Source organism: uncultured Psychroserpens sp., from assembly GCF_947501425.1.
Classification (GTDB): Bacteria; Bacteroidota; Bacteroidia; order Flavobacteriales; family Flavobacteriaceae; genus Psychroserpens.
On record NZ_CANMVN010000010.1, the window covers coordinates 136,984 to 163,410 of the forward strand.

Sequence of the window (26,427 nt, forward strand, 5' to 3'; positions counted from 1 at the left end):
TTATACAGTCACCAAATTATTAGGACTAATAGTTACTAAATTACCATTAACCATAATATCCAGATCCTTGTCACCTTCAAGCTCAAAATGCGTATGATCTTTACAGGCATTAACTTTTAATATCTGATTTCTAAAATTGATCTTGAAAGAATAACCATTCCATTGTTCTGGAATTTTAGGTTCGAAAGACAGCATATTATTTACAATACGCATACCACCAAAACCTTCAACTATACTCATCCACGTACCAGCCATAGAGGTAATATGCAAGCCTTCTTCAACTTCGTGGTTGTAATCATCAAGGTCTAAACGCGAAGTTCTCAAATAAAACTCATAAGCTTGATCCATACGATCTAATTTAGCGGCTTGAATGCTGTGTACACATGGCGACAATGAGCTTTCGTGAACAGTAAATGGCTCGTAAAAATCGAAATGGCGTTCTAATTCTTCAATTGAAAAATGATCTTCAAAGAAATAGAATCCTTGCAAGGTATCTGCCTGCTTTATATAAGGGGAACGTAAGATTCGATCCCATGACCATTTTTGATTGATTGGTCGTTCTGATTTTGGTAAATCAGCTACAGTAATTAATTCTTTATCCAAGAATCCATCTTGTTGCAGGTATACATTCTTTTCTTCTGAGAAAGGGAAATACATGCCCTCGGCGACGGTTTTCCATTGTGATATTTCAGCTTTAGAAAGTTTCGCTTTATTCATAATTCTGGTATAATCAGAACTATAATCTTGTTCAACTTTGGCAATATTCTCCAGCGCATATTCAATACACCATTTGGCAATGTAGTTGGTATACCAGTTATTATTGACGTTGTTTTCGTATTCATTAGGTCCAGTTACACCAAGAATGACATATTTCTTTTTTGCATCGGAAAATGTAGCTCTCTGGTGCCAGAATCTTGCAATTCCAATAAGTACTTCTAATCCTTTTTCAGGGATATAGCTGTAATCATCTGTAAAACGATGGTAGTTGTAAATTGCAAATGCAATGGCACCATTACGATGAATTTCTTCAAATGTAATTTCCCATTCATTATGACATTCTTCACCATTCATCGTCACCATTGGATATAGAGCTGCTCCATTAGAAAACCCTAATTTCTCAGCATTTTCAATGGCTTTTTCCAAATGATTATAGCGGTATTCTAAAAGGCTTTTGGCAACATTTTGATCTTTCGTTGCCATATAAAATGGAATACAGTAGGCTTCGGTATCCCAATAGGTGCTTCCTCCATATTTCTCACCTGTAAACCCCTTAGGTCCAATATTTAAGCGTGCATCAGTACCTAAATACGTTTGATTTAACTGAAATATATTAAATCTAATACCCTGTTGAGCAGCAACATCGCCTTCAATTGTAATATCTGCTTTGTCCCATATTTTGGCCCATGCTTCTTTTTGTTGTTCTAACAATGCATCAAAACCAAGTTCAGACACTGTTTTAAGTGTGTTTTTTGCGACTGAAATTAAATCGTTCTTATCATGATTTCGATCTGATGTATAGCCGCCAAATTTAGTGAGTGTGATTGTATCACCTTTACTCACTTGGTTTTGATATGAAAACTCAATTTTATCGATTGAGTCATTAATTGTCTTATCTTGCTTCAAAACTTTACCATTAAGAGACACTTCGGTTTGCATTGAAGTACATACATAAAAATGCGTTTTCATTGTTTTTGAGACAATAAAAGCTTGTTCTTTTTCATGATTGACACTTAAGACATCCCAAAATTTGTCATCCCAGTTAGAATCTTCATTTGTAATGCCGTTATCTAAATATGGTGAAAAATCTATCTGAGCATCATTATTTAGAGGTGTGACATTATATTTAATAGCTCCAACCTCATCTATATCCAAACTTAAAAAACGCTTAGTTTCCACTCTAACCTCTGTGAAGTTTTGTAGTGTTGCAGTAAAACTTCTGGACAACCAACCTTCTTTCATGTTGAGTTCTCTTCTAAAGTCATCTACTTTCTTACAGGTAGCTAAGTCTAGAATTTCGCCATTAATTGTAACATTAATACCAATCCAATTAGGAGCATTCAAGACTTTGGCAAAATATTCTGGATAGCCATTTTTCCACCAACCTACTCTTGTTTTGTCAGGATAATAAACACCTGCAACATAACTTCCTTGAAAGGTCTCTCCGGAATAGTGCTCTTCAAAATTTGCACGTTGTCCCATAGCACCATTACCAAGACTCATTAAGCTTTCTGAAGACTTGACACGACCTGCATCAAAACCTTCTTCTATAATTGACCAGTTATCTGGTTGTATATAATTATTATTCATTCTATTTTAAAAATCAATTGTTGATTGATAAATTATTTTTTGGTTGTTTTTTTATTGTTCCTGAAATCAAATCCTCTAAAAACTGAGAGGACATTTCGGTAAAGTCTTTAAATATGTAATCAGCTTCATGAAGCACATCGTCCTCTCCAATACCAATAGATATCATATTTGCAATGTTTGCAGCTTGAACTCCTGCAACTGAATCTTCAAACACAATACAATCTTCAGGATTCATTTTTAAAAGTTTAGCTCCAATTAGGAACACTTCAGGATCAGGTTTTGCTTTTGACACATCATTTCCATCAACAATGGCATCAAATTTTTGAAAAAGATTCACCTTATGTAAAATAGGTGTCGCATTTTTACTTGCTGAACCAAGCGCAATAGCTTGCCCTTTTTTAATTAAAAAGTCAAGTGTTTTTGAGACGTCTGGTAGAATTTCAGAAGCATCCATTGTATTAATGTATGTGAGATAATCCTCATTTTTCATTGCCATGAGTCTCATGAACTCATCTTCAGGCAGCGTTTTATTTCCCCATTCTAATATTTTTTCTAACGAACGTACACGACTTACACCTTTAAGCTGTTCGTTTTGTACTTCGGAAAAATCAACTCCTATACTATTAGCTAGTTTTTTCCAAGCTAGGAAGTGATATTTTGCGGTATCTACAATGACACCATCAAGGTCAAATATGAATCCTTTTTTAAACATTTACAGTATCTTTTTTATCGTTTATTTTGAATGACAATAATCCTGCAATGATAAAGCTCACACCACTGACTACTAAGGCAAAAATAGCTTGATTATCGTACGCATATTTTACTAATGGCCCTCCAATAATTCCATTAATAATTTGAGGTATCACGATGAAGAAGTTAAAAATCCCCATGTAAACACCCATTTTTTTAGCTGAGATAGATCCTGCTAACATGGCGTAAGGCATTGAGAGTATACTTGCCCAAGCAATACCAATACAAAACATTGGTAAGATTAACCAATATTCATTTGGCATAAAGTATATAAGAATTAGGCCAATTCCTCCAATAAACAATGAATACGCATGTGTCTTTTTTCTACTAATTCTCTTTGCTATATATGGAAGAAGGAACGCAAATATTGCAGAAATCCCATTATAGATTCCAAACAGAATTCCAACCCAATTACCCGCTTCCTGATAAACCTCGCTACTAGAATCTTCAGCAGGTAATCCATAAATATGTTGCGCTATGGCTGGTACAGCAAACACCCACATTCCAAATAAAGCAAACCAAGAAAAAAATTGCACCCAACTCAATTGACGCATTGTCTCAGGCATTTTTCTAAAGTCTTCAAAAATATCTGTTAGTTTGGCTTTTCTCTCTTCAGCAACATCTTCAGAATTCCCATTAGGGTTTTTAGAGGCTTCAAACTGAGCTAATTCTTCTGGTGAATACTCTTTCGTAGTAAAAATGGTTATTAATATAGATCCAATTAATGCAATCGCTCCAATAATAAAAGACCATAATAAATTATCAGGTACAGTTCCTTGGGCAGATGTTTTGGCAACTCCAAACCAATTAGTTAGCATCCATGGCAGCCATGAACCTACTACCGCTCCAATACCAATTAAAGCGGTTTGTATGCTAAATCCTTTAGTGGTTTGCTCATCAGAAAGATTATCAGCAACCAATGCTCTAAACGGCTCCATAGCAATATTAAAAGAGGCATCCATTATCATTAACATTCCTGCTCCTACCCAAAGAGCAGGTAAAATAGCAATCATAAAGTCTGCTTGTGGAATAAGTATCATTCCAACAGATGCTAAAACAGCACCTAGAAGAAAAAATGGTTTTCTACGTCCAAATCTTGTCCAAGTATTGTCACTGTAATGCCCAATAATTGGCTGGACGATAAGTCCCATAATTGGTGCAATAAGCCAAAACCATGAGAGCTCGTGTACATCAGCTCCAAAAATTTGTAAAATTCTACTTGCGTTGGCATTTTGTAGGGCAAAACCCATTTGAATCCCTAAGAAACCGAAACTCATGTTCCAGATCTCCCAGAAACCTAGCGTGCGCTTTTTCATAATAGTATGTATTATTTAATACTATTGACAAGCGATAAAACTTATCAAAACTTAATTGTAGAAGTGAAAATATAAGTTTTGATTAAGGTGTAAATATAGTAAAGTTTTTATTTAATCCATGTTAAATCTCTTATTTGGTAGATTCTCTTTCGATAAGATCTGTTTCAATAACTACGGTTTCATAGACCTCTTCTTCTTCCTCGTCACCTTCATCCATCTCTAACCTGTCTATTAAAAGATCTGCAGCTTTTTCTCCTATTCTTTGTCCGTGCTGACTCACTGTTGTTAAACTAGGTGTTGAATGTTTAGAAAGCACACCATCAGTAAAACTGACCACTTGAAGTGACTTAGGAATTTCCAATCCGAGTTTTCGAGCTACCTTAATTGCAGTTACTGCATATAATTCATTTACCGCAAATATACCGTCAATAGATTTGTTCGATTTGAATAACAGTTCGATCTCCTTTTCTAACTTATCTAAATGATCATCAGACAATAGCTTATCTTCAATCTTTAGAATCAATGAGGCTTTAGGGTGAATTTTATGTTCTTCTAAAGCTTCTAAATACCCTTGAGTTCTCAGTTTCCCTACACTCACATAATCTTTAGTAGTAATGATAGCAATGTTTTTACACCCACTTGCAACTAGTTTTCCAACGGCTTGCTTAGCGCCTTTTACATCATCAACCACAACTTTATCACAAGGGATTTCATTCACCACACGGTCAAACATTACAATAGGCATTCCTTGATTAATGGTTTCGGTAAAATGATGATAATCCTGTTGCAGAAGAGTTTCTTTTGCAATTGATAAAATAAATCCATCAATACTTCCATTGGCTAACATTTGCATATTAATAACCTCCTTATCAAAAGACTCATTAGACAAACCAACAATTACATTATAACCTCTTTTATTTGCAACTAGTTCAATACCTGTAATAACTGTAGAAAAGAAATAGTGCACTATTTCAGGGATGATAATTCCAATGGTTTTAGTTTTTCTGTTTTTAAGACTGAGAGCAATATTATTTGGTCTGTAATTGTAAAGCTTTGCAAACGCTTGAACTTTCTGACGTGTATCTTCACTTATTTCTACACTATTTCGAAGTGCCTTAGATACCGTTGAAATTGATACATCGAGTTCTTTAGCTATTTGTTTTAGGGTAATTTTTCGCTTCATTAAGGGAGTATGGTTTTGCGGTTTTTTGTTTAATTGATTTTTGTTAAAATTAAACAATAATTGATTTTTTTATTTAAATATATTTATTTTTAGTATTCGAATTTGATATTAAAGATACTATTTTAGAATAAAGTTGATAATTTAAGGCTTGGATTTGCTGATTATTGTTAAAATTTAAAAAGTTTTTAACACGAAAACGTTTTCGCAAATTAATAGGAATAGCGAATGTTAAAATTTACCTAAATTTTACATAAATTTAACCCTAGAAGTGAAAATATAAACAAATAACTAAGCAATTAACTTTAAAAATATTTTATGAAAACATTTTTGAATAGCTTACTATTACTGACTTTCTTAATACCTGCAACATTTTTTGGTCAAACCAAAATCTCAGGTACAGTAACAGATGAAGCTAACGCATTACCGCTACCAGGTGTAAATATTCTTGTTAAAGGGACTACTACTGGAGCTTCGACTGATTTTGATGGTAATTATACAATATCAGTCAATCAAGGGGATATCCTAGTTTATTCTTATTTAGGATATACCACTAAAGAAATCACTTACACTGGTCAATCACCATTAAATGTAGCCTTAGCTCAGGATACTAGCCAATTAGACGAAGTTGTTTTAATTGGTTATGGTTCTACTCGAAAGCAAGATGCTACAGGTGCAGTTGACAAAGTATCTGATGAAGAGTTTAACAAAGGGGCTATCGTCTCGCCAGAACAATTAATTGCTGGTAAATCTGCTGGTGTAAGAGTAACTTCTGCTGGTGGTGCTCCTGGTGAAGGTTCTCAAATTAGAATTCGTGGTGGTGCATCATTATCTGCAAATAGTGATCCTTTAATTGTTGTAGATGGTTTACCATTAGATCAAAGAGGTGTCCAAGGTGTGAGAGGTGCATTAAATGCTATCAACCCGAATGACATTGAAGACTTTGTTGTTTTAAAAGATGCATCGGCTACTGCAATCTATGGTTCTAGAGCCTCAAACGGTGTTATCTTAATTACCACTAAAAAAGGTAAAAGAAACAGTCCGTTAACTTTTGAATATGATCTTAAAGCATCTGTACAACAAGTATCTGATTTCGTTGATGTATTAAATGCATCACAACACAGAGCTATAGCAGAAACTGCTCCAGGATTTAATCCTGATTTAACAGGTAACACGAGTACAGATTGGCAAGATGAAATTTATCAAACTGCAATTGGAGCAATTCATAACTTGACGGTTTCTAAAGGTTATGAGAACTTTAACTTCAGAGCAAATTTCAACCACGCTTCTCAGGAAGGTGTACTTACTGGAGATTTATATGAGCGTAATAATTTGAACTTAGCTTTAGTTCACCGTTTCTTAGATAATGATCTTAAATTATCATTAACCTCAAATACAAGTATTGATGAGAATAAGTTTGCCGATAGAGCTGCTATTGGTGAGGCTGTAACATTCGATCCAACTCAACCTGTATATAATGATGATGGTAGTTTTTTCCAGTATTTTGGAGAAAACTTAGCGCCTCTAAACCCATTATACCGATTAGAGAACTTTGATAATAGAGCTCAAAACAAAAGAAACATTACCAATTTCAATATTGACTACAAGTTCTGGTTCTTAAAAGAATTAAAGTTCAATTTAAACGCAGGTTTTGATTATTCTGAATTAGACGGAAAACAATTCAATCCAGCTGTTCCAACTAACCCAGATAGTTTTGCTTACCAAAACTTCTACACTGGTTTAAACAGAAATACCTCTTTAGATTTCTACTTCAACTACAAAAAAGAATTAGAATCGCTTAATACACTTGTGGATTTAACTGCAGGTCACGCTTATCAAGAATTTTATATCAGATCAGATAGAAATGAAACAGATAATGGTACCTTAACCATGCGTCCGACAGTTATCAATAGAAATAGTTTAGAATCTTACTTTGCAAGAGCAAGCTTTGATATTGCTGATAAGTATCTTGTATCATTAAGTTATAGACGTGATGGATCATCTAGATTTAATCCTGATGGCCGTTGGGGTAATTTCCCAGGAGCTTCTGTTGGTTGGAAAATTATCAATGAAGATTTCATGGCCGATTCATTCTTCTCTAACTTAAAGTTAAGAGCTGGTTGGGGAAAAACAGGTCAGAATGAAATTAATAATAACTACGGTTATTTAGGAGTATATTCTCCGGGTCGTAATGATGCAAGCGTGCAAATTGGAACAAATCCTGATGGAAGTCCAATCTTCGTAAATACACTTAGACCAGAAGAGTTTGACGAGAACTTAACCTGGGAAAAAACAACTCAATATAATGTTGCATTAGACTTTGGTCTATTTGAAGATAGACTTACAGGTACTATTGATGGATACTACAGAGAAACTGATGACCTTTTAGCAACAATTCCAACAGCTGCAGGTTCTAACCTTTCAGATTTATTAACTACTAATGTTGGTTCAATAACAAGTAAAGGTCTTGAGTTTAGTCTTAATGGTGATGTATTTAAATCGGAAGATTTTGAATGGAACCTTGGATTCAATGTGACACTTCAAGAAATCGAAATCACAAAACTTAATTTAAGTGGTGATGATGAGTTCTTCATCCCAACTGGAGGTATTTCAGGTGGTGTTGGTAACAACATACAATTATGGAGACCAGGATTAGATCCATCAACATTCTTTGTATTCAGACAAGTATATGACGATAACGGAAACCCAATTGAAGGGGCCTATGTGGATGTAAATGGTGATAACCAAATTACAGAAGCTGATAGACAAGCCTACAAAAAAGGTAATCCAGATGCATTTGCAGGTTTTACTAGTAACCTTAGATACAAGAATTTTGACTTTAACTTTACGTTTAGAGGAAGCTTTGGTAACTATGTATACAATAACACAGCATCAGACAGAGGTAATACTGGAACAGTAACAGCTGCACCTGGTAATTTCTATCCAAACGCTCATGCAAGTGTACTAGACACAAACTTCCAAAATCAAAACTTATTCTCTGATTTATACATTCAGAGAGCTGATTTTGTAAGATTAGATAACATATCTATAGGCTACACTATACCTTTTGAAAAGGCTACACTAAGAGCTTCATTAACTGGAAATAACTTGTTTGTTATTACTGAGTATGATGGTCTTGATCCTGAAATTCAAAATGGTATTGATAATAATTTCTATCCTAGACCACGTACGTATGTATTAGGATTGAATCTTACTTTTTAAAAAAAATGATGAAAACTAATAAATATTTAAAGCTATGATGAAAACAGTTAAAAATATCTTTATTGCCTTCACAGTGATACTGTTCGTACAGTCCTGTGCAAGCGATTTAGATTTACAACCTGAAGACAATCGTCTTACTGCAGATGCAGCCTTTGAAGATCCTGCAGCTTACAAGCAGTTCCTTGCAAAATTATATGCTGGAATCTCTCTAAGTGGACAAGATGGTCCTGCTGGTAATCCAGATTTAGCAGGTTTAGACGAAGGATTTTCCAACTACCTTAGATTGTATTGGAAAATGCAAGAACTAACAACTGACGAAGCAATTATCGGTTGGAATGATGGAACTATTAAAGATTTACACGGACAAACATGGACTGCTGGTAATGAATTTATAAGAACGATGTATAGTAGAATTTTCTACCAAATAGCATTGACAAATGAATTTTTACGTCAGACAACAAGTTCTAAATTAGATGGAAGAGGTGTTGATGCAGATTTAAGAGCAGAAATCCAAGATTACAGAGCTGAAGCTCGTTTCATGAGAGCACTTAGTTATTGGCATGCAATGGATTTATTTGCTAATGTTCCTTTTGTTACTGAAGAAGATCCAATTGGAGCTTTCTTACCACAACAGATTCAACGTGCAGATCTATTCAACTACATTGAAAGTGAATTATTAGATATTGAAGATGATATCGTTGCAGCCAGACAAAATGAGTATGGTCGTGCAGATCAGGCAGCTGTTTGGATGTTATTATCAAAATTGTATATCAATGCAGAAGTGTATACTGGATCTCCTAGATATACTGATGTTATTACATATACTACTAATGTAATTAATGCTGGTTATACAATTCCAAGTAATGAATATTTCCAATTATTCTTAGCTGATAATGATTCTAACGGAGCACAAGAGGAAGTAATTTTCCCTATCACATTTGATGGTTTAAACACACAATCCTTTGGTGGTATGACATTCTTAGTTCATGCACCTGTAGGAGGTTCTATGGATCCAGCAGAGTTTGGTATCAATGGTGGATGGTTTGGAATAAGAACGACTCCAACTTTTGTTGAATTATTCCCTGGAGAAGAAAATTCTGCCGATGGTAGAGCAATGTTCTACACAGATGGACAACAAAAAGATATCGATGATACATCACCTTTCAATAACGGTTTCGCTATTGAAAAATATAGAAACGTAGATGTTAACGGTGTTCAAGGATCTGATGCTACTGGTGATCATCCTGATACTGACTTCCCTATGTTTAGATTAGCAGATGCTTACTTAATGTATGCTGAAGCTTCTCTTAGAGGTGGTGGAGGAACGCTTTCTAATGCGAGAGACTACATCAATGAGTTAAGAGAGAGAGCTTACGGCGATACTAGTGGAAACATCAATGAATCTGATATCACTCTTGATTTCATTCTCGATGAAAGAGCTCGCGAATTATATTGGGAAGGACATAGAAGAACTGACTTGATTAGATTTGGTCAATTTTCAGATCAAGGTGTATGGCAATGGAAAGGTAACGTTCAGCAAGGTGTAACTACCGATGCTTACAGAGACGTAATGCCTATTCCAGCTACAGACCTTGGAATTAATACTAATTTACAACAAAACGAAGGATACTAAACATCAAACAACATGAAAAATATTAAATTTTTAACCTTATTATTTATAGCCTTATTAGGCTTTAACTCTTGCGAAACTGAAGACGATGTAGTTTTCGTTGCAAGTGAATCTGAATTACAATTCTCTAACTCTTTTCAGGGTGAGTACATATTAACACCTGCTACTGCAGGAAATTTAGCTGAACGTTTTACATGGAATTCTCCTGATGCAGGTGTTCCTACAAACTTCACTTTCGAATTACAAAGATCGATTGCTGGTGACTTTAGTGATGCTGAGGCTGTTGGTTCTACAACTGCTAACGAAATTGCAGTAACTGTTGGAGATATGTTAGGATTTGCTGCTCTAGCAGGTCTTGACAACGATCCAGATACTGAAGCTCCTAATACAGGATCAGTATCATTTAGATTACGTGCTTTTGCAGGTACAGGCGGATTAGAAACATTCTCTCCTGCACAAGCTTTAACAGTAGTGCTTCCTGAAGGTGAAGCTGCTGCTGCTGTTTGTGAATTTGAGCAATTATACTTAGTTGGTGCTGGTGTTGTAGATGCAGGATGGTCTTGGGACACTCCAGTTGCATTACCATGCGTTGAAAACGGAGTGTACGGTGGAAATGTTGCCTTCCAAAATATGGGTGGTGATGATCCAATGAATAATTTCAGATTCTTTACTGTAAATACAGATTGGGGTTCTGGACGTAACTTCCCTTTCTATGCAGATGCTGGATATACTATAGATTCTGGATTTGAAAATGCAATGGATGACGATTCAAACTTTGGATTTGTTGGTACTACAGGTCTTTATTATTTAGAAATTGATACTAACGCTAAAACAATCACATTAGATGCGCCTCAGGCTACTGGTTCTTGTGAGTTTGATTTACTATATGGCGTTGGTGCTGGTTTAACTGATGCAGGATGGTCTTGGGACACTCCAGTACAAATCCTATGTTCTAGTGATGGTGTTTACACTGCTAATGTAGCACTACAAAATAATGGTGGTGCAGATAACAACTTTAGATTCTTTACTGTAAATACAGACTGGGGTTCTGGACGTAACTATCCTTTCTATGAAGATGAAGGTTATACATTTGACTCTAACTTAGTAAATGCAATGGATGATGATTCAAACTTTGCTTTTATCGGAACAACAGGAACATACTTGTTAACCATAGACACTGTTGCTAAAACTATAACTTTAGAATAATAGATTCTCTTTTGATGATAATTATATAAGTTAACTAAAAAAGGCTATGTCATATCAACATGGCCTTTTTTTTAAAATAAAAACTATGAAAAGAAAATTATGTTTTTTATTGCTCATGTGCACTGCTTTTTTGAACGCACAGGTCTCATTAAATGTTGGTGCAATTGAAGTTGACGAACCTGTTACCATAACTGTTGATATCAATAGTTCTGATTCTGATTGTAATGGTATCAGTAATCCTGGAGCTGTATATATGCATTCAGGAATTGGAGATAATTCTAACGCGTTTGGATTTAGTGTTATCGGAAACTGGGGACAAGATGATGGTGTTGGTCAAATGACTAACAATGGAGATGGTACCTACAGTATAACCATAACACCACAATCTTATTACGGACTTAGTCAGGCAGAAGCTGATGCAGCAACCCAAATTGGAATAGTTTTCAGAAATGAAGACGGAACTCAGGAATTGAAAGCTAATGGCTGTAACGACTTTATTTTTGCGGTTGGTAGTGTATCTATAAATTTATCACAACCTTCAAGTCCTACTGTTGTTCTAAATTCTGGAGATAACCTGAGTGTGAGTGCTACAATTCTATTTCAAGGATCTACAACAGTTCAAGGGTCTTATGAGATTTATAAGAATGACGAGATCACACCTATCATTACTGGCAACTGCGGATTTCCTAATTGTAATGCGACTATAACCAACATTACTGAATATGCTGAATATACCTTTGTTGGTTCACCTCAAGGCTCTTCTGAAACTGGAGAAGCTTCTTTTGAAGTATTTGTGGTAGGAAGTGTAACAGAGCAAGCGCTACCTACTGGTGTTGAAGATGGTATTAATTATAGTGCTGATGCCACAAAAGCTACACTTGTGCTTAATGCACCAAAAAAGGAATACATCCAGGTAGCTGGTAGTTTTAATAATTACTCGCCAACATCTGCTGATGTCATGAAACGAGATCCAGCAACTGGCAAATATTGGTTAGAATTAACAGGATTGACTCCTGGACAGATTGAGACTTATCAATATTGGGTATTTGATTTAAATCCAATTGCCGACTCTCCTGCTCTGGTAAAAACTGCTGATCCATATTCTACATTAGTATTATCGCCTTTTGACGATCCTTTTATTCCTATAAATACGTATCCAAACTTACCAGCTTATCCTGCTGGTCAAGAACGTGAAGTAACTGTTTTGCAAACTGGACAAACACCTTACAATTGGCAAGTCACAAATTTTCAGAAACCAAAAGAAGAAGACTTGATTGTATATGAAGTGTTAGTTAGAGATTTTGATGCCAATAGAAACTATCAAGATTTAATCGATAGAATTGATTATTTCAAAAATCTTAATGTTAATGCCATTCAACTTATGCCTGTTATGGAGTTTGAAGGTAATGAAAGTTGGGGATACAATACCTCATTTCACATGGCTTTGGACAAATACTACGGAACAGAAGACAAGTTCAAAGAGTTCATTGATCTCTGTCATCAAAATGGTATTGCTGTTATTCTTGATTTAGCTATAAATCACGCCTTTGGAAGAAGTCCGATGGTTCGTATGTGGATGGATGATCCTGATAATGATGGATGGGGTGGTCCAAGTAGTGAGAATCCGTATTTTAACCAAACACCACAACACAGCTATAATGTAGGGTCTGATTTTAGTCATACAGAAGAAGAACCTAATGATCCTGGTGCCAGCAATAATGATACGACAAACCCAATTACCAATGACTACGTAAAACGTGTGTTAAAACATTGGATTGAGGAGTTTAAAATTGATGGTATTCGTTGGGATTTAACTAAAGGATTTACTCAAAACTGTAGTGGAAGTAATGAAGGATGTACAAATGCCTATCAGCAGGATAGAATTGATATTCTTAAAGAATATGCAGATTATTCATGGTCATTAGACCCAGATCACTATGTGATTTTCGAGCATTTAGGTTCGCAAAATGAAGAAAAAGAATGGGCAAACTATCGCTTAGGTGAAGGTAAAGGCATCATGATGTGGGGAAAAATGACAGATCCTTACAATGAATTAACAATGGGTTTCACAGCTAATATAGAAGGTGTAGGTCATAAATCACGTGCGCAGTTTAACGGTCCTCGTGTTATGGGCTATCCAGAAAGTCACGATGAAGAACGTTTGATGTACAAAAATGTAACCTTTGGAAATCAATCTACACCATCTCATAATGTTAGAGACTTAGATACAGCGTTGTCTAGAATGTCTGCATTAGGAGCAGTAAGCCTAACTGTACCTGGTCCTAAAATGATTTGGCATTTTGGTGCTTTAGGAATGGATAATTCTATATTTACTTGTCCTAACGGAAGTGTTAACAATCCAGATTGTAAACTGGACACAAAACCACAACCACAATGGACAGAAAATTGGTTAGGAGATCCTTTAAGACGACAAATTTATGATGATTGGGCCAGACTTAATCTTTTGAAAATAAACGAACCTGTTTTTGAAGGTGATTATACCTTTAATAACAATAGTGGAGCATCAACGCTTGTACAACGTATTGATATTTTTGATACCTCAATTCCAGTTACCGAATTGAGAAATGTGATTGTACTTGCAAACTTTGATGTGGTTTCACAAACTGTAAATACATCATTTCCAATTGCAGGTAATTGGTATGACCTAATGGATGAAACCGGAAACACAACTTATAGTGCTTCTACAGTAACTATAGCTCCTGGTCAATTTAGAATTTTTGGCAATCAGCCATCAACATTAAGTACTGATGACTTTGAAATTAATAATTCATTCAGTATTTATCCAAACCCTGTAAATACATCATTTAAAACTAATAAAGCGCTAAATAGTTTACAAATATTTGATATTACAGGTAAATTAGTGAAGTCTTTTAATGGAGATTTTACTGAAAATGACACTTATGATATTTCAAACTTAACACAGAGTATTTATCTGGTTAAAATTGAAAATAGTAATGGTCAAACTTTAACTTCGAAGCTTATTAAACTTTAATATAGATTAATTAGTGATTTGAATTAGCCTGAAAACCTCCTTGAAATCTCAAGGAGGTTTTTTATATCTATCATTAAAACAAAAAAGCCAACTCGTTAAAGTTAGCTTTTACTTAAATCGTGCGGGCGGCGAGACTCGAACTCGCACACCTCGCGGCACTAGATCCTAAGTCTAGCGTGTCTACCAATTCCACCACGCCCGCAAATAAGGACTGCAAATATAAACAATAGTTTGAATATTCAAATAACTTTATTTCGAAAAAATAGCACTCATTTTTGTACTTTTGAAAGCGTATAAAAAACAGACACTCATGCAACATATCAAATCCTATATTGAAGAAAACAAAGACCGATTCTTAAATGAGCTTATCGACTTACTCAAAATACCCTCAGTGAGTGCAGATTCTGCCTATAAAGATGATGTAATAAAAACTGCTGAAGTTATTAAATCCAGTCTTGAGAAAGCAGGTTGTGATCATGTTGAAATATGTGAAACTGATGGATATCCTATTGTATATGGTGAAAAAATAATAGACACCAACCTTCCAACAGTTCTTGTTTATGGGCACTATGATGTGCAACCAGCAGATCCAATTGAGTTATGGGACTCACCGCCTTATGAGCCTGTAATTAAAAAAACAGAGATTCATCCTGAAGGCGCAATCTTTGCCAGAGGTGCTTGTGATGATAAAGGCCAAATGTATATGCATGTGAAAGCTATGGAATTCATGACCTCAACAGATCAACTTCCATGTAATGTTAAATTTATGATTGAAGGTGAAGAAGAAGTAGGCAGCGTCAACCTTTCAACATTTGTGAAAAACAATCAGGAAAAGCTTAAAAATGATGTCATTCTTATTTCAGATACAGGGATGATAGCTCAGGATGTACCATCAATCACAACTGGACTTCGCGGATTAAGCTATGTGGAAGTTGAAGTCACTGGACCTAATAGAGATCTGCATTCAGGGCTTTATGGAGGTGCTGTAGCTAATCCGATAAATATCCTTACTAAGATGATTGCCTCGTTACATGACGAGAATAACCATATTACAATTCCTGGCTTTTATGATAAGGTAGAGAAACTTTCCGAAGCTGAACGACAAGAAATGGCCAAAGCACCATTCTCACTTGATGATTATAAAAAAGCTTTAGATATTGATGCGGTATATGGTGAAAAAGGGTATTCAACTAATGAGCGTAACTCCATAAGACCTACATTAGATGTAAATGGTATTTGGGGAGGTTATATTGGTGAAGGTGCTAAAACCGTTATTGCCAGTCAGGCCTTTGCTAAAATATCAATGCGACTAGTTCCTCATCAGGATTGGGAAGAAATTACAGAATTGTTCAAGACACATTTTGAGAGCATTGCTCCTGCTGGAGTTAAAGTAAAGGTAAAACCACATCATGGCGGACAAGGATATGTGACACCAATTGACAGTATTGGTTATCAAGCTGCTTCAAAAGCTTATGAGGATACCTTCGGAAGAAAGCCTATTCCTCAAAGAAGTGGAGGCAGTATCCCCATTGTAGCTCTGTTCGAACAAGAACTTAAGAGTAAAACCATTTTAATGGGATTTGGGCTAAACAGTGATGCTATTCATTCGCCTAATGAACATTTTGGAGTTTGGAATTATTTTAAAGGAATTGAAACCATTCCACTATTCTATAAATATTTTGTAGAGCTCAATAAAGCCTAATAAAAAAAGCCACCAGTCAAAAAAGATGGTGGCTTTTCTTATATTTTTTCTAAAGTTTTACTCCTTTACAATTTTATATGTTCCATTTTTTTCTGAGGATTTTACATTGAGAAAATAAATGCCTTGAGGTAGCGCTTTAACATTTAATGTTGTAAGCGTATCGGATGAACTTCTCTCTAATAGTAATTTTCCTGAAAGATCATATAGTAAAATCTCTAAATCCTGAACATCATTATGTATTTCTATGTTAAGATTGGTTTTTACAGGATTAGGAAATACATTTACTTCTCCTTCCTGAAACGATTCTAAGCCAAGTGTATCAAAAAGCAGGCATTCACTGCGCTCTGTACATGTTCCTGATGTAACTTCAACTGCATAATTACCATTAGCTGATGGTATATAAGATTGGTTTGTTGCTCCGGAAATAGGACTACCAGTATCACAGTCATACCATTGGTAAGATGCTGAAGCTTGATTGGATGTTAATGTAGTCAACGTTTGAGTAACCGTATTATCTACAGCTACCAGACTACCTTTAGTTGCCATGTAAGCAGCAACAAACTTTACCATTTCGGTATAATATTGAAGATCAAGTGTTAACAAACGATCGCCAGGACTGTGATAGAAAGGTGTTTCATCATTAGTTTCCCAGGATTCTCCCACCAAAACTGCAGAAAAAGCATCATTAGGAAACGTTCCAGCGAACCAAAAACTAGCATGATCACTGGCAGTTGTTCCTGGATTTACCTCAACAACACTTAAGTCGAAGGTATAATCACCTAAAACATTTAAAAGGTCGTTTTTCATGGCAACAGAACCAGCTATATTTCTATAATCAATATCAAACTCATTATCACCAGGCTGACCAGGAGCATCACCATCATAACCCATCATATCCATATTCAAAACACCAAGTATGTTATCCCCATTTGCTGCAGCCTGATCTGCATAAAATGAAGAACCGCGTAGGCCGATTTCTTCCTCATCCCATAAAGCATAAATAATGGTATTGTCTAAACATTGGGTAGATAAAATTCTAGCAATCTCCAAAACTGCACCAGTACCTGTAGCATTATCATCTGCACAAAAATCGGCTACTGTATCGTAGTGAGCACAGACAATATAGATATTATTTGGGTTCGTCTTCCCTAATTGGGTTGCAATAATATTTCGACCATTGGTATTAAACGATTGATCTGTAATCGTAATATTATCTAAAGCCTCAAACTGTTCAATCAGATAATCTGCTGCTAAATCATTATTATCTTCTTCTCTATTTAAAATCGTGACATTATTCCCATCGACTGTTGTCATTTGTTCTCCGGAAAATTCGCTTAAGAAAAGATTTAGTCTATTAGAATCAACCTGGTCAATTATGTCTTGTATCGTTTGTCCATATGAGCATACAGAACAAAATAAAAGGCATATCAAAGTAGTAGTAATTGTCTTCATTGTGGGCACTTTTTTCTTTTAACTTTTTATCAAAGATAAGTGATTTTAGTAAAATAGATAGTCTGTCTGTTTGCAAATTCAATTTTTTATTCTACATTTGTAGAACATATTCTAAAAACGTAGAGCAATGCAATTATCAAAAACAGAAGAACAACTCATGCAGTATCTATGGAAGCTTGAAAAAGCTTTTATGAAAGATATACTAGAGATTTATCCTGATCCTAAACCTGCCACAACAACTGTTGCAACACTATTAAAACGGATGATCGATAAAGGTTTTGTTGCCTACAAACTCTACGGAAAATCTCGGGAATATTATCCCTTAGTTAAGAAAAAAGACTATTTCTCAAAGCATGTAAATGCCTTGATAAAGACGTTTTTTAATGATAGTGCTTCTCAATTCGCCTCTTTTTTCACGAAAGAAACTGATCTGACCAAAGAAGAGCTGGAAGACTTAAAGGCTTTGATTGATAATGAAATTAAAAATAAATAACCATGGCAGTTTACCTCTTAAAATTTAGTGTTTGTTTGGCGATACTTATGGTATTCTACAAGCTATTTTTAGAAAACACCAGTATACATAAGTTTAAAAGATTTTACCTTCTAGGCGCGCTCTTAATTGCGTTTCTTATTCCGTCTTTAACATTCATAGAGTATATAGAGCCTGTGGCTACAGACATTGGATTTCTTGAACCCATAGCCAATGTTGACCTCAAAGAAGACACTTCACAAGTCAGTTCTATACATTACACTTCTATTATATTGTGGAGTCTTTATGGGCTGGGTGTGATTGTTTTTCTTTTTAAGTTTTGCTATAATCTTTATCAAATTGTATCCAGAATAAAAAATAATCCCAAGTATAAATCAGATAGTTTTATAAATGTTTTGGTATCTCATTTAAAAGTTCCTCATACCTTTTTTAGCTATATCTTTTTAAACCGACATAAATTTGAAAATAACGATATTCCAAGGGAGGTATTGCTACATGAACAAACCCACGCCAAACAAAAGCATAGTATTGACATCCTTCTTCTTGAATTACTTCAAATTGTATTCTGGTTTAATCCATTAATATACTTACTAAGGAAAGAGATAAAACTCAATCACGAATTTCTAGCTGATCAGGCTGTACTTGAAATGGGTATACAACCATCTGCCTATCAAAATATCATATTAGCTTTCTCTTCTAAAGCATCAGATCAACAATTGGCTAACGCCATCAATTATTCATCCATCAAAAAACGATTTACAGTTATGAAAACAAAAACATCAAAACAATCCATTTGGGTAAAGAGTTTACTCATTCTGCCTATATTGGCCATTTTATTTTACAGCTTTACTGAAAGAAAGCAGGTAGTAAAGAAAAACACTGACACCTCCTCACTCTTAAACCGTACATCTGAAGGTGTTTCAGAAGCATTAATGAAAGAGTATAATGATTTTATCATTGATTTTATTACAACTCAAAAACTGAACTTTTCCAAATATGAAAGATGTGTAACTATCTACAATTTAATGTCTGATGAACAAAAGGCTTCTGTTGAACCATATCCAAAAATTCCTGGTATAGATTTGTCAAAAACTAAAGCTATAATACCTTCAGTAAATCAATTTGAGTCATGGAAAAATGAAAACGAATATGCTATTTGGCTTGATGGTGTCAAGATTCCAAATGCCAAATTAAACTCCTATTCTGTTGATGATATCGCACACTATGTAAACAGCTTTGTTCATAAGAATGCACGTAATGAGGACTTTCCGCAGCCAAATCAGTTGAGCCTATATACTAAAGAAGGATTTAAAACCTCCTATCAAGAATCAAAAATTAATGAATACAAAGCAGCAACTAAAACCTATTCTGAAGCTATCCAACGCTATATAAAAGGTGAACAGATGAATCATTCAGAACTATTAATACTTAAAGATCGCTCTCTAAGATTATATGAGTCATTCTCCAAAGAGGAGCTAAAAAAACATAAACTAAAACCGCCACCACCACCTCCTGCAAAGAAAGTTTATCAAGAAGGCGCAAGTAAAGCACAAGTTGTAGCATACAACAGTTGGGCAAAGGCAATTAATCAGAAAATGGCTAAAGCAAAGGCAAATAGCGATGTTAACGAATATCCTATAATAAAGGTAAAAGAAGTGAAAAAATACAAAGCTATTTACAGTATAATGACAGAAACTCAAAAGAAAGCATCAGAACCATGGCCAAGTTTTCCTCCTCCACCGCCACCACCTCCACCACCAATACACAAAGGAAAAGTGAGCGAAAGCTTAATAAAAACCTATAACAATTGGGTAAAGGGTCTTAAGAATTCGGATGGGACTTATAATAGAATTACTTCTGATAATTATAAATATTACATTAGTATTTACCATGCAATGACAGATGAGCAAAAGAAAAATTCAGCTGGTATTCCACCTCCACCTCCTCCGCCAATTCCTGGAAATTTGGCACCTGAGGGGAAGAAAAAAACTCAAGCTAGTAGAGAACAATCTTTAAAAACCCATTACGATAAAGTATTAAAAGCAAATTCAAACACAGGTACATCAAATCTTCCACCTCCTCCTCCGCCTCCTAAATCTCCATTGGATCATATAATCGATATGGCAAAAAAGGACGCAAAATTCTTTTATAATGACAAAGAAATTACTTCAGACAAAGCTATTTCAATTGTAAAAAGAAAAGGTGGACTTGTAGACATAAGTACTCAATCAATGAATAACAAGAGACCGTTAGTTTACATTACTGAAAAAGGACATTTAGTTGGTGTAAAGGGTACTGATGAATTAGTAGTGATGATCAATGGAAAAACACCTGTAAATGGTCAACTTTCACTACCTAGAAATGAATTCAATAACTTGAATTTGACCATGGATAAATTGAAAATTCAGAGTTTTAAATTCAAAGTTCCTGGTAAACGAACAGTATCAATTTCTGGAAATTCTTTAAATGATACATCTAAATCTTATGTCAAAGATATTCCGGAAGGAAGTAGTGTTCAATTTTTTGATATCAAAAGTACTAACGGCTTAAAACTTCCTCCCGTTGTAGTTTCAATAAAAAAATAATCACATCATATGCAAAAGAGCCTCAACAATTGAGGCTTTTTTTACACGTATTTTTACCTGATTTACGTTTTAGGTGTTTTGTATCTATAAATGTCTCGTGCAAGAAGTTATTTTTGAATAACAACCAATTCTTGTTCTACAATGAAATCATCACAACAGCCAAGAGTGCGTATCATTTTATCTTTACTCTTTTTATTATGCTTGGCGGTCAATCTCACCATGTGTAAGCAAGCAAAGACAAAAGAAAAATCTAATAACACAGGAATGCTACCTATCATAAAAGATAGTGTACCTCATCTTGAGAAATTATTCAAAGCTGCAATGCTAGATGCTCTTAATCCAGAACCTAGTGAAATTAGTCATAATCTTATTAATCTTGAAACTGATAAAAATCTTATAGATACCATTATCAATGGAGAACGCTATTTAAAAATGGTGTCCTGGAAACTAGATCCAAAATGGTATCCAAAGAAAGGAAAGTTTAATAATGAATCACGAGTTATTTGGGTAACTGCGGCGCCAATAATCCAGGATAGCTGTAGAAAATTTTATAAAACGCAAAAAGATCCAAATATGCGTTTGAGGCAGCTATTAGGCTTACAACCTTTTACAGTTGAAACCTTTTTCCTTGAACTTTGGGTAAAACCCGAAGACATGTTCAGACCTGCTCCAGATAATGAAACCAATGATAGTACCACTGGTTTGAATTTACCAGAAAATGTAAGTAATGAATATAGAAACTGGTTCAATACTACTAGAGCTTTTCAATACAGAGATTGTACCGATTCCATATTTGATGAATATGGTTACCCATGGACTCAGTTAGGTTATACTTATGATTGGAGTCCTGAGAACCCTTCAAACGTCGGTCTTTCAGAATTTGTTATTAGAGAACATACAGATATGTTTGTTAGTGGTGAATATACTAATATCCAATATTGCAACTCTAACTAGATATAGATTTATAATCCTCACAACCCATCAGACCTTTTAGGAATACTAAACTAAAAGGTCTTTTTCTGTTAAATAATGTAACAAAACTACTGGCTTTGCGTTCTAATAGTCAATCAATCAAAAAACAAATCATCATGTTAAAAAAATTCTTCATCATCTGTTCAGGCTCTGATACAGATATTCTCGATAGTTGTGCTATAGGCGAACAAAACAAATTTGCAGGTATTGGTGCTACTGTGTTTTTCACAGCTGTTATGGCTTTTATCGCCTGTAGTTATGCCTTATACACAGTATTTGATAATCTTTATGCTTCTATAGGATTTGGCTTTGTTTGGGGTTTATTGATATTTAATCTAGATCGTTTTATTGTATCAACGATTAAGAAAAGAAACAATATTATTGACGAAATTATCCAGGCGACACCAAGACTTATCCTTGCAGTTATCATTGCTGTGGTCATTTCAAAACCATTGGAGCTTAAAATCTTTGAAAAGGAAATTAATCAGGTATTATTGGAGCAAAAAAATGATCTCACTCTGGCCAATCAGAATCAAATTGCAGCACAGTACACACCAAATGTTGAAGCCCTAGAAAATAATATTACAACGCTACAATCTGAGATAGTTACTAAAGAAGCTGAAGTGAATGCTCTTTATGATATTTATATTTCTGAGGCTGAGGGTACAGCTGGCACTCAATTACTCGGAAAAGGCCCTGTATATAAAGAAAAGCGTGAAAAACATGATGCTGCTTTGGCAGAATTACAACAACTAAAAGCGGATAACAAGGCTAAGATTTCTGCTACTGAAACTCAAATTGCTAAACTCAAATCAGATTACGAAACACAGGTGAGTACTTCTCAACCCATTATCGACGGTTTTGATGGATTAATGGCTCGTGTAAACGCCCTTAGTGAGCTACCTTGGCTACCATCATTCTTTATTTTATTATTGTTTCTGGCAGTGGAAACCTCTCCTATCTTTGCAAAATTATTATCTCCAAAAGGCGAGTATGATTATAAATTAGAAGATGCTGAAACCGCTGTTAAAACATGGGTTGAGCAAAAAGTAAACGAACGTAAAATTCTATTACAAACTGATCAAACTTTAAATAACAAGATCTATAACGATATTGCCGATGAAGATGAGTTATATACCTACAAACGTAAAAAAGCTCGCGAACTCATGCAACTTCAAGCTGATGCCTTTTTTAAACACCAAAAAAATGCGCTTTAAAGAATAGTTAGTACATTTAGATTGAATTTTTAAAACTCGATCTTATGAAATACGTATGCATCATATTAATCTCTGCTTTGTGTTTAAGTTGTATTAGCATCAAAGCAGATGTAACAACAGAAACTTCCGAAGTGCATCAAAGTGATAAGAATACTGCCGAAGCTGGTATAAGATTGGTTATGGAAGCTCAGGAACTTGCATGGAACAAACATGACTTAGAAGGCTTTATGGAGGGCTACTGGAAAAGTGAGCAGCTAAAATTTTATGGTGCAAACGGCCTCACTCTTGGATGGAATAAGACTTTAGAAAACTATAAAAAAGGTTATCCTACTCAAGCTGAAAGTGGTACACTAAATTTTATCATCAATGATATTTCTAAAATTGAGAATGACAGCTACTGGGTGATGGGCGAATACCATTTAAAACGATCAGTAGGTGATGCAAATGGTGTATTTATGATCATCTTTAAAAAGATAAATGGACAATGGAAAATAGTTGCTGATATGTCTTGCTAATTAAGCAGCTTCTTCCGATTTGAAATGATTATAAAGGTTGCTATGCCCTAGTCCGATAATTGACAAGCGTTTGTTCTTAACCAATGCTTCGTTATGTAATTGTGCAATAGCACTAACACCATATCGGTCAATACTGGTTAAGTTTTCTATGCTTACGGTAATTACATTCGCTTTTTCGAAGATGTTTCTAAATTGCTTTTTAAACACATGAATGTTGTGTCTATCCAGAGACCCTTTAACTTTAAAAAAGTTATTGGCTTGAGTAATTTCTAAGTTCATAACAATACGATTTAAGGTTTATAGTCTTGTTTGCTATTAATCAATATTATTATGATATAAATATCTAAAATAAATTAGGGTTTCTATTATATTTTCGATTAAATGTATAATTGGCTGGTTTTAGATTACAAATGGACGCCTTTACCCGATAAACAGCACATTATAAACCATTTACCTTAGCACTACTCTAAGTTTTCGTAGTGTTTTTCCAGATCTACAGGCTTATAAATCACTTTGATAGAGACTGGGTATTTTTTTAATAACGCTTTTGGTCTGATTGGTCTTGGTGTAAAACCGCCTCCACAATTAGGGCAAACCTCCTGTAATACCTCAACACAATCTTTACAGAAGGTGCACTCAAATGTACAAATCATTGCCTCTTTTGAATCAAATGGCAATGATTTATTACAGTGTTCACAGGTTGGTCTGATATCTAACATAAATCATTAAAGCTTTTTAACATATTGAGTTATGATTACAATGTGTTGTCCGTCAACCTTACCTTCAATATACTCTGCATTTTCATGGTCTAAGCGAATGTTTCTCACAGCAGTTCCTTGCTTAGCAACCATACTTGATCCTTTTACTTTAAGGTCTTTGATCAAAACCACAGAATCTCCAGCTTCTAAAATAACACCATTTGAATCGCGATGTATGATTTTAGCCGATTCGTCTTCATGTTCTCCTGTAGCTCTTGCCAAAGCCAAGGCCTCATCATCAAGATACATCATACCCAATAGATCTTGAGGCCAACCTTCATTTCGTAGTCGTTGTAACATTCTCCAGGCCATAATTTGTACAGGAACATGTTCACTCCACATACTGTCATTGAGACATCTCCAATGATTAGAGTCCATATCTGTTTTACCCTCAATTTGGTCTAAACATGTACTGCAAACTAATACATCATTTGCGACGTTTTCATTTAATGATGGTGGTATTGTGTACTGTTGTAATTCCTGATTAGATGTACATAATTCGCAAGTGGAATTGCTTCTGTCTTTTAGAGTTTGCAATACGCTCATATTGATTGTTTAGTTTAGGTAAACAAATATATGAATTGTGAATTGGTAATAGCGTGTAAAGATTTTATTGCTATTAATTAATCTATATAAACTTCGAGGAGTTTGGCATTTTGAGAATTTAATATGATGTGATTGGCAGCTGCTGGAATTAACAGGGTTTCTCCCATTTTTATTGATTCAGTGTACTCATTCAATGTTATTTGTACTGATCCTTCAACACACATTAGTATAACAAATGAATCCAGTTGAGAATAGTCTAATGTTTGAGAGCTATTTGAATGTAATAGATTGGTTGTAAAATATTCGCATTTCACTAGATTACTTGAACTCTTAGTATCAGAATTATATTGCAATTTGTAGTTGTCATCTAGATCAAAATGCTTAGTAGCTTTTTTTGCTAGCTCCGTATGTAATTCTCTTTTACATCCCATATCGTCTACTCTGTCCCAATCGTAAACTCTGTAGGTGATGTCTGAAGTTTGCTGAATTTCCGCAGCAAGCACACCAGCTCCTATCGCATGGATCTTTCCTGCAGGAATAAAATAACTATCACCTCTATTTACTTTTGTTCTATTAAAAACATGATCCACGTTGTTGATGTCAATATGATCTAGAATTTCAGTATTTGTAGTTTCATCTTTTAAACCCAGAATAATATTAGCATCAGCATCACTATCCATAATGTACCACATTTCGGTTTTCCCAAAGGAATTATGATAGGCAGCTGCCATGTCATTATCAGGATGAACTTGCACTGACAAATCGGTATGAGCGTCCAGGAACTTGATCAATAACGGAAAATTTGTTCCGTAAATTTCAAAATTTTGAGCACCTAAAAGTTGTTCTTTATGATTTTGGAGCAAAGCTTTGAGATTACTTCCTTGATAAGGACCATTCTGAACTTGAGATATATTTCCCTCAACATCAGACAACTCCCAGCTTTCACCAATATTACCTTGGTGTTTTCCCTTGTTTAAAATGGTATTTAATTTATGTCCTCCCCAGATTTTTTCTTTTAAAATGGGCTGAAATTTTATTGGGTATAGAATCATTTTACTATTATTTTTTTAGGGTTATGAAAAGAATCAGAATGTTGATTTTCTAATTCAATTTTTGTAATACAATCGAGAATCGGAAATAATTTTTTAAAGAGGGTTTGCTTAATAGACTTAGCCGATAATAGCTTAACACGATACTCAATAATTGCATATTGCTTCTGCTTAATCAGTTTAAGAACCATTTCTAATGTGTTCGCTTTTAAGCTTAATATATTGGTGTTAACATATCCAATATGGTCTAATTTACATGTACTATTCAAAAATCGCGCTCCAGCTCTTACCGCTGCAGCATCTGATTTAAATTTCTTAATATTTACCACAGAGACATTGTCACAAGCTGTTTTAATTTCTTTCAAAACATTGTAGGTATTGTCTTTACTATCATTATTAACAAGACACAACATGATATTATCAAATTGGTTTGCATGCGTAATAAATACCTCCTTATTGATATGCTTTTCATAGTTATGGAATATGAGGATTATTCCTGTTTTCATATGATGTTGAA

General features: G+C 34.7%; 20 protein-coding genes and 1 tRNA gene. 10 read left to right on the forward strand and 11 right to left on the reverse strand.

What is annotated here, in order from left to right; genetic code table 11:
* The 4 genes from Q0951_RS15720 to Q0951_RS15735 all read right to left on the reverse strand — a co-directional run bounded on the left by Q0951_RS15720 (position 1) and on the right by Q0951_RS15735 (position 5,556).
* Positions 1-2,307 (reverse strand): glycoside hydrolase family 65 protein, encoded by a 2,307-nt coding sequence (locus Q0951_RS15720; RefSeq protein ID WP_299338907.1) that lies wholly within the window; start codon positions 2,305-2,307, stop codon positions 1-3.
* Between the two features lie 13 nt (positions 2,308-2,320).
* Entirely contained in the window at positions 2,321-3,019 is a 699-nt protein-coding gene (pgmB, locus tag Q0951_RS15725) for a beta-phosphoglucomutase (protein WP_299338910.1), read from the reverse strand.
* A complete protein-coding gene (locus Q0951_RS15730) occupies positions 3,012-4,373 on the reverse strand; it encodes an MFS transporter (protein WP_299338911.1) in 1,362 nt (453 codons plus the stop codon). Before Q0951_RS15730 ends, pgmB begins: the two co-directional genes overlap by 8 nt.
* 130 nt (positions 4,374-4,503) lie before the next feature.
* Positions 4,504-5,556 (reverse strand): LacI family DNA-binding transcriptional regulator, encoded by a 1,053-nt coding sequence (locus tag Q0951_RS15735; protein WP_299338913.1) that lies wholly within the window; start codon positions 5,554-5,556, stop codon positions 4,504-4,506.
* Between the two features lie 315 nt (positions 5,557-5,871).
* Between Q0951_RS15735 and Q0951_RS15740 the strand changes: the two genes are divergently transcribed.
* The 4 genes from Q0951_RS15740 (at position 5,872) to Q0951_RS15755 (ending at position 14,624) form a co-directional block, all read left to right on the forward strand.
* A complete protein-coding gene (locus Q0951_RS15740; protein ID WP_299338915.1) occupies positions 5,872-8,775 on the forward strand; it encodes a TonB-dependent receptor in 2,904 nt (967 codons plus the stop codon).
* A gap of 34 nt (positions 8,776-8,809) precedes the next feature.
* Positions 8,810-10,408 (forward strand): RagB/SusD family nutrient uptake outer membrane protein, encoded by a 1,599-nt coding sequence (locus Q0951_RS15745; RefSeq protein WP_299338918.1) that lies wholly within the window; start codon positions 8,810-8,812, stop codon positions 10,406-10,408.
* Positions 10,409-10,420: 12 nt separating this feature from the next.
* Complete coding sequence (locus Q0951_RS15750; protein ID WP_299338919.1) at positions 10,421-11,611, forward strand: SusE domain-containing protein; 1,191 nt, start codon at positions 10,421-10,423, stop codon at positions 11,609-11,611.
* Positions 11,612-11,696: 85 nt separating this feature from the next.
* A complete protein-coding gene (locus tag Q0951_RS15755; RefSeq protein ID WP_299338922.1) occupies positions 11,697-14,624 on the forward strand; it encodes an alpha-amylase family glycosyl hydrolase in 2,928 nt (975 codons plus the stop codon).
* A 120-nt stretch (positions 14,625-14,744) separates the two neighbouring features.
* Here Q0951_RS15755 and Q0951_RS15760 read toward each other — a convergent pair.
* Positions 14,745-14,826: transfer RNA gene (locus Q0951_RS15760), tRNA-Leu, on the reverse strand.
* A 108-nt stretch (positions 14,827-14,934) separates the two neighbouring features.
* On the opposite strand from Q0951_RS15760, the gene Q0951_RS15765 reads away from it, so the two are divergent.
* Positions 14,935-16,326 carry a dipeptidase gene (locus Q0951_RS15765; protein WP_299338924.1) on the forward strand — a complete coding sequence of 464 codons (1,392 nt, stop codon included), beginning with the start codon at positions 14,935-14,937 and terminating at the stop codon, positions 16,324-16,326.
* 57 nt (positions 16,327-16,383) lie between these two features.
* Here Q0951_RS15765 and Q0951_RS15770 read toward each other — a convergent pair whose 3' ends face one another.
* On the reverse strand, positions 16,384-17,778 hold the full coding sequence (locus Q0951_RS15770) for a M28 family peptidase (protein WP_299338926.1): 1,395 nt from the start codon (positions 17,776-17,778) through the stop codon (positions 16,384-16,386).
* A 127-nt stretch (positions 17,779-17,905) separates the two neighbouring features.
* On the opposite strand from Q0951_RS15770, the gene Q0951_RS15775 reads away from it, so the two are divergent.
* The 5 genes from Q0951_RS15775 (at position 17,906) to Q0951_RS15795 (ending at position 23,557) form a co-directional block, all read left to right on the forward strand.
* Entirely contained in the window at positions 17,906-18,271 is a 366-nt protein-coding gene (locus Q0951_RS15775) for a BlaI/MecI/CopY family transcriptional regulator (RefSeq protein ID WP_299338928.1), read from the forward strand.
* 2 nt (positions 18,272-18,273) lie between these two features.
* On the forward strand, positions 18,274-20,853 hold the full coding sequence (locus Q0951_RS15780; RefSeq protein WP_299338930.1) for a M56 family metallopeptidase: 2,580 nt from the start codon (positions 18,274-18,276) through the stop codon (positions 20,851-20,853).
* A 141-nt stretch (positions 20,854-20,994) separates the two neighbouring features.
* Entirely contained in the window at positions 20,995-21,807 is an 813-nt protein-coding gene (locus Q0951_RS15785) for a hypothetical protein (protein ID WP_299338933.1), read from the forward strand.
* A 134-nt stretch (positions 21,808-21,941) separates the two neighbouring features.
* Positions 21,942-23,042, forward strand: coding sequence for a DUF4407 domain-containing protein (locus Q0951_RS15790; protein WP_299338936.1), 1,101 nt, complete (start codon positions 21,942-21,944; stop codon positions 23,040-23,042).
* A 44-nt stretch (positions 23,043-23,086) separates the two neighbouring features.
* A complete protein-coding gene (locus Q0951_RS15795; protein ID WP_299338938.1) occupies positions 23,087-23,557 on the forward strand; it encodes a nuclear transport factor 2 family protein in 471 nt (156 codons plus the stop codon).
* Here Q0951_RS15795 and Q0951_RS15800 read toward each other — a convergent pair whose 3' ends face one another.
* From Q0951_RS15800 to Q0951_RS15820, 5 genes are all read right to left on the reverse strand, one after another.
* Positions 23,558-23,836, reverse strand: coding sequence for an STAS domain-containing protein (locus Q0951_RS15800; RefSeq protein ID WP_299338941.1), 279 nt, complete (start codon positions 23,834-23,836; stop codon positions 23,558-23,560). It lies immediately after the preceding gene.
* Positions 23,837-24,018: 182 nt separating this feature from the next.
* On the reverse strand, positions 24,019-24,276 hold the full coding sequence (locus Q0951_RS15805; RefSeq protein WP_299338943.1) for a DUF1272 domain-containing protein: 258 nt from the start codon (positions 24,274-24,276) through the stop codon (positions 24,019-24,021).
* Between the two features lie 6 nt (positions 24,277-24,282).
* The gene (locus Q0951_RS15810) at positions 24,283-24,861 is read right to left on the reverse strand and encodes a PhnA domain-containing protein (RefSeq protein ID WP_299338946.1); all 579 of its coding nucleotides are present in this window, start codon (positions 24,859-24,861) and stop codon (positions 24,283-24,285) included.
* 77 nt (positions 24,862-24,938) lie between these two features.
* Positions 24,939-25,913 (reverse strand): type I phosphomannose isomerase catalytic subunit, encoded by a 975-nt coding sequence (locus Q0951_RS15815; protein ID WP_299338948.1) that lies wholly within the window; start codon positions 25,911-25,913, stop codon positions 24,939-24,941.
* Positions 25,910-26,416: a family 2 glycosyl transferase gene (locus Q0951_RS15820; protein WP_299338951.1), complete on the reverse strand. Its 507-nt coding sequence runs from the start codon at positions 26,414-26,416 to the stop codon at positions 25,910-25,912. Before Q0951_RS15820 ends, Q0951_RS15815 begins: the two co-directional genes overlap by 4 nt.
* Positions 26,417-26,427 lie beyond the last annotated feature (11 nt).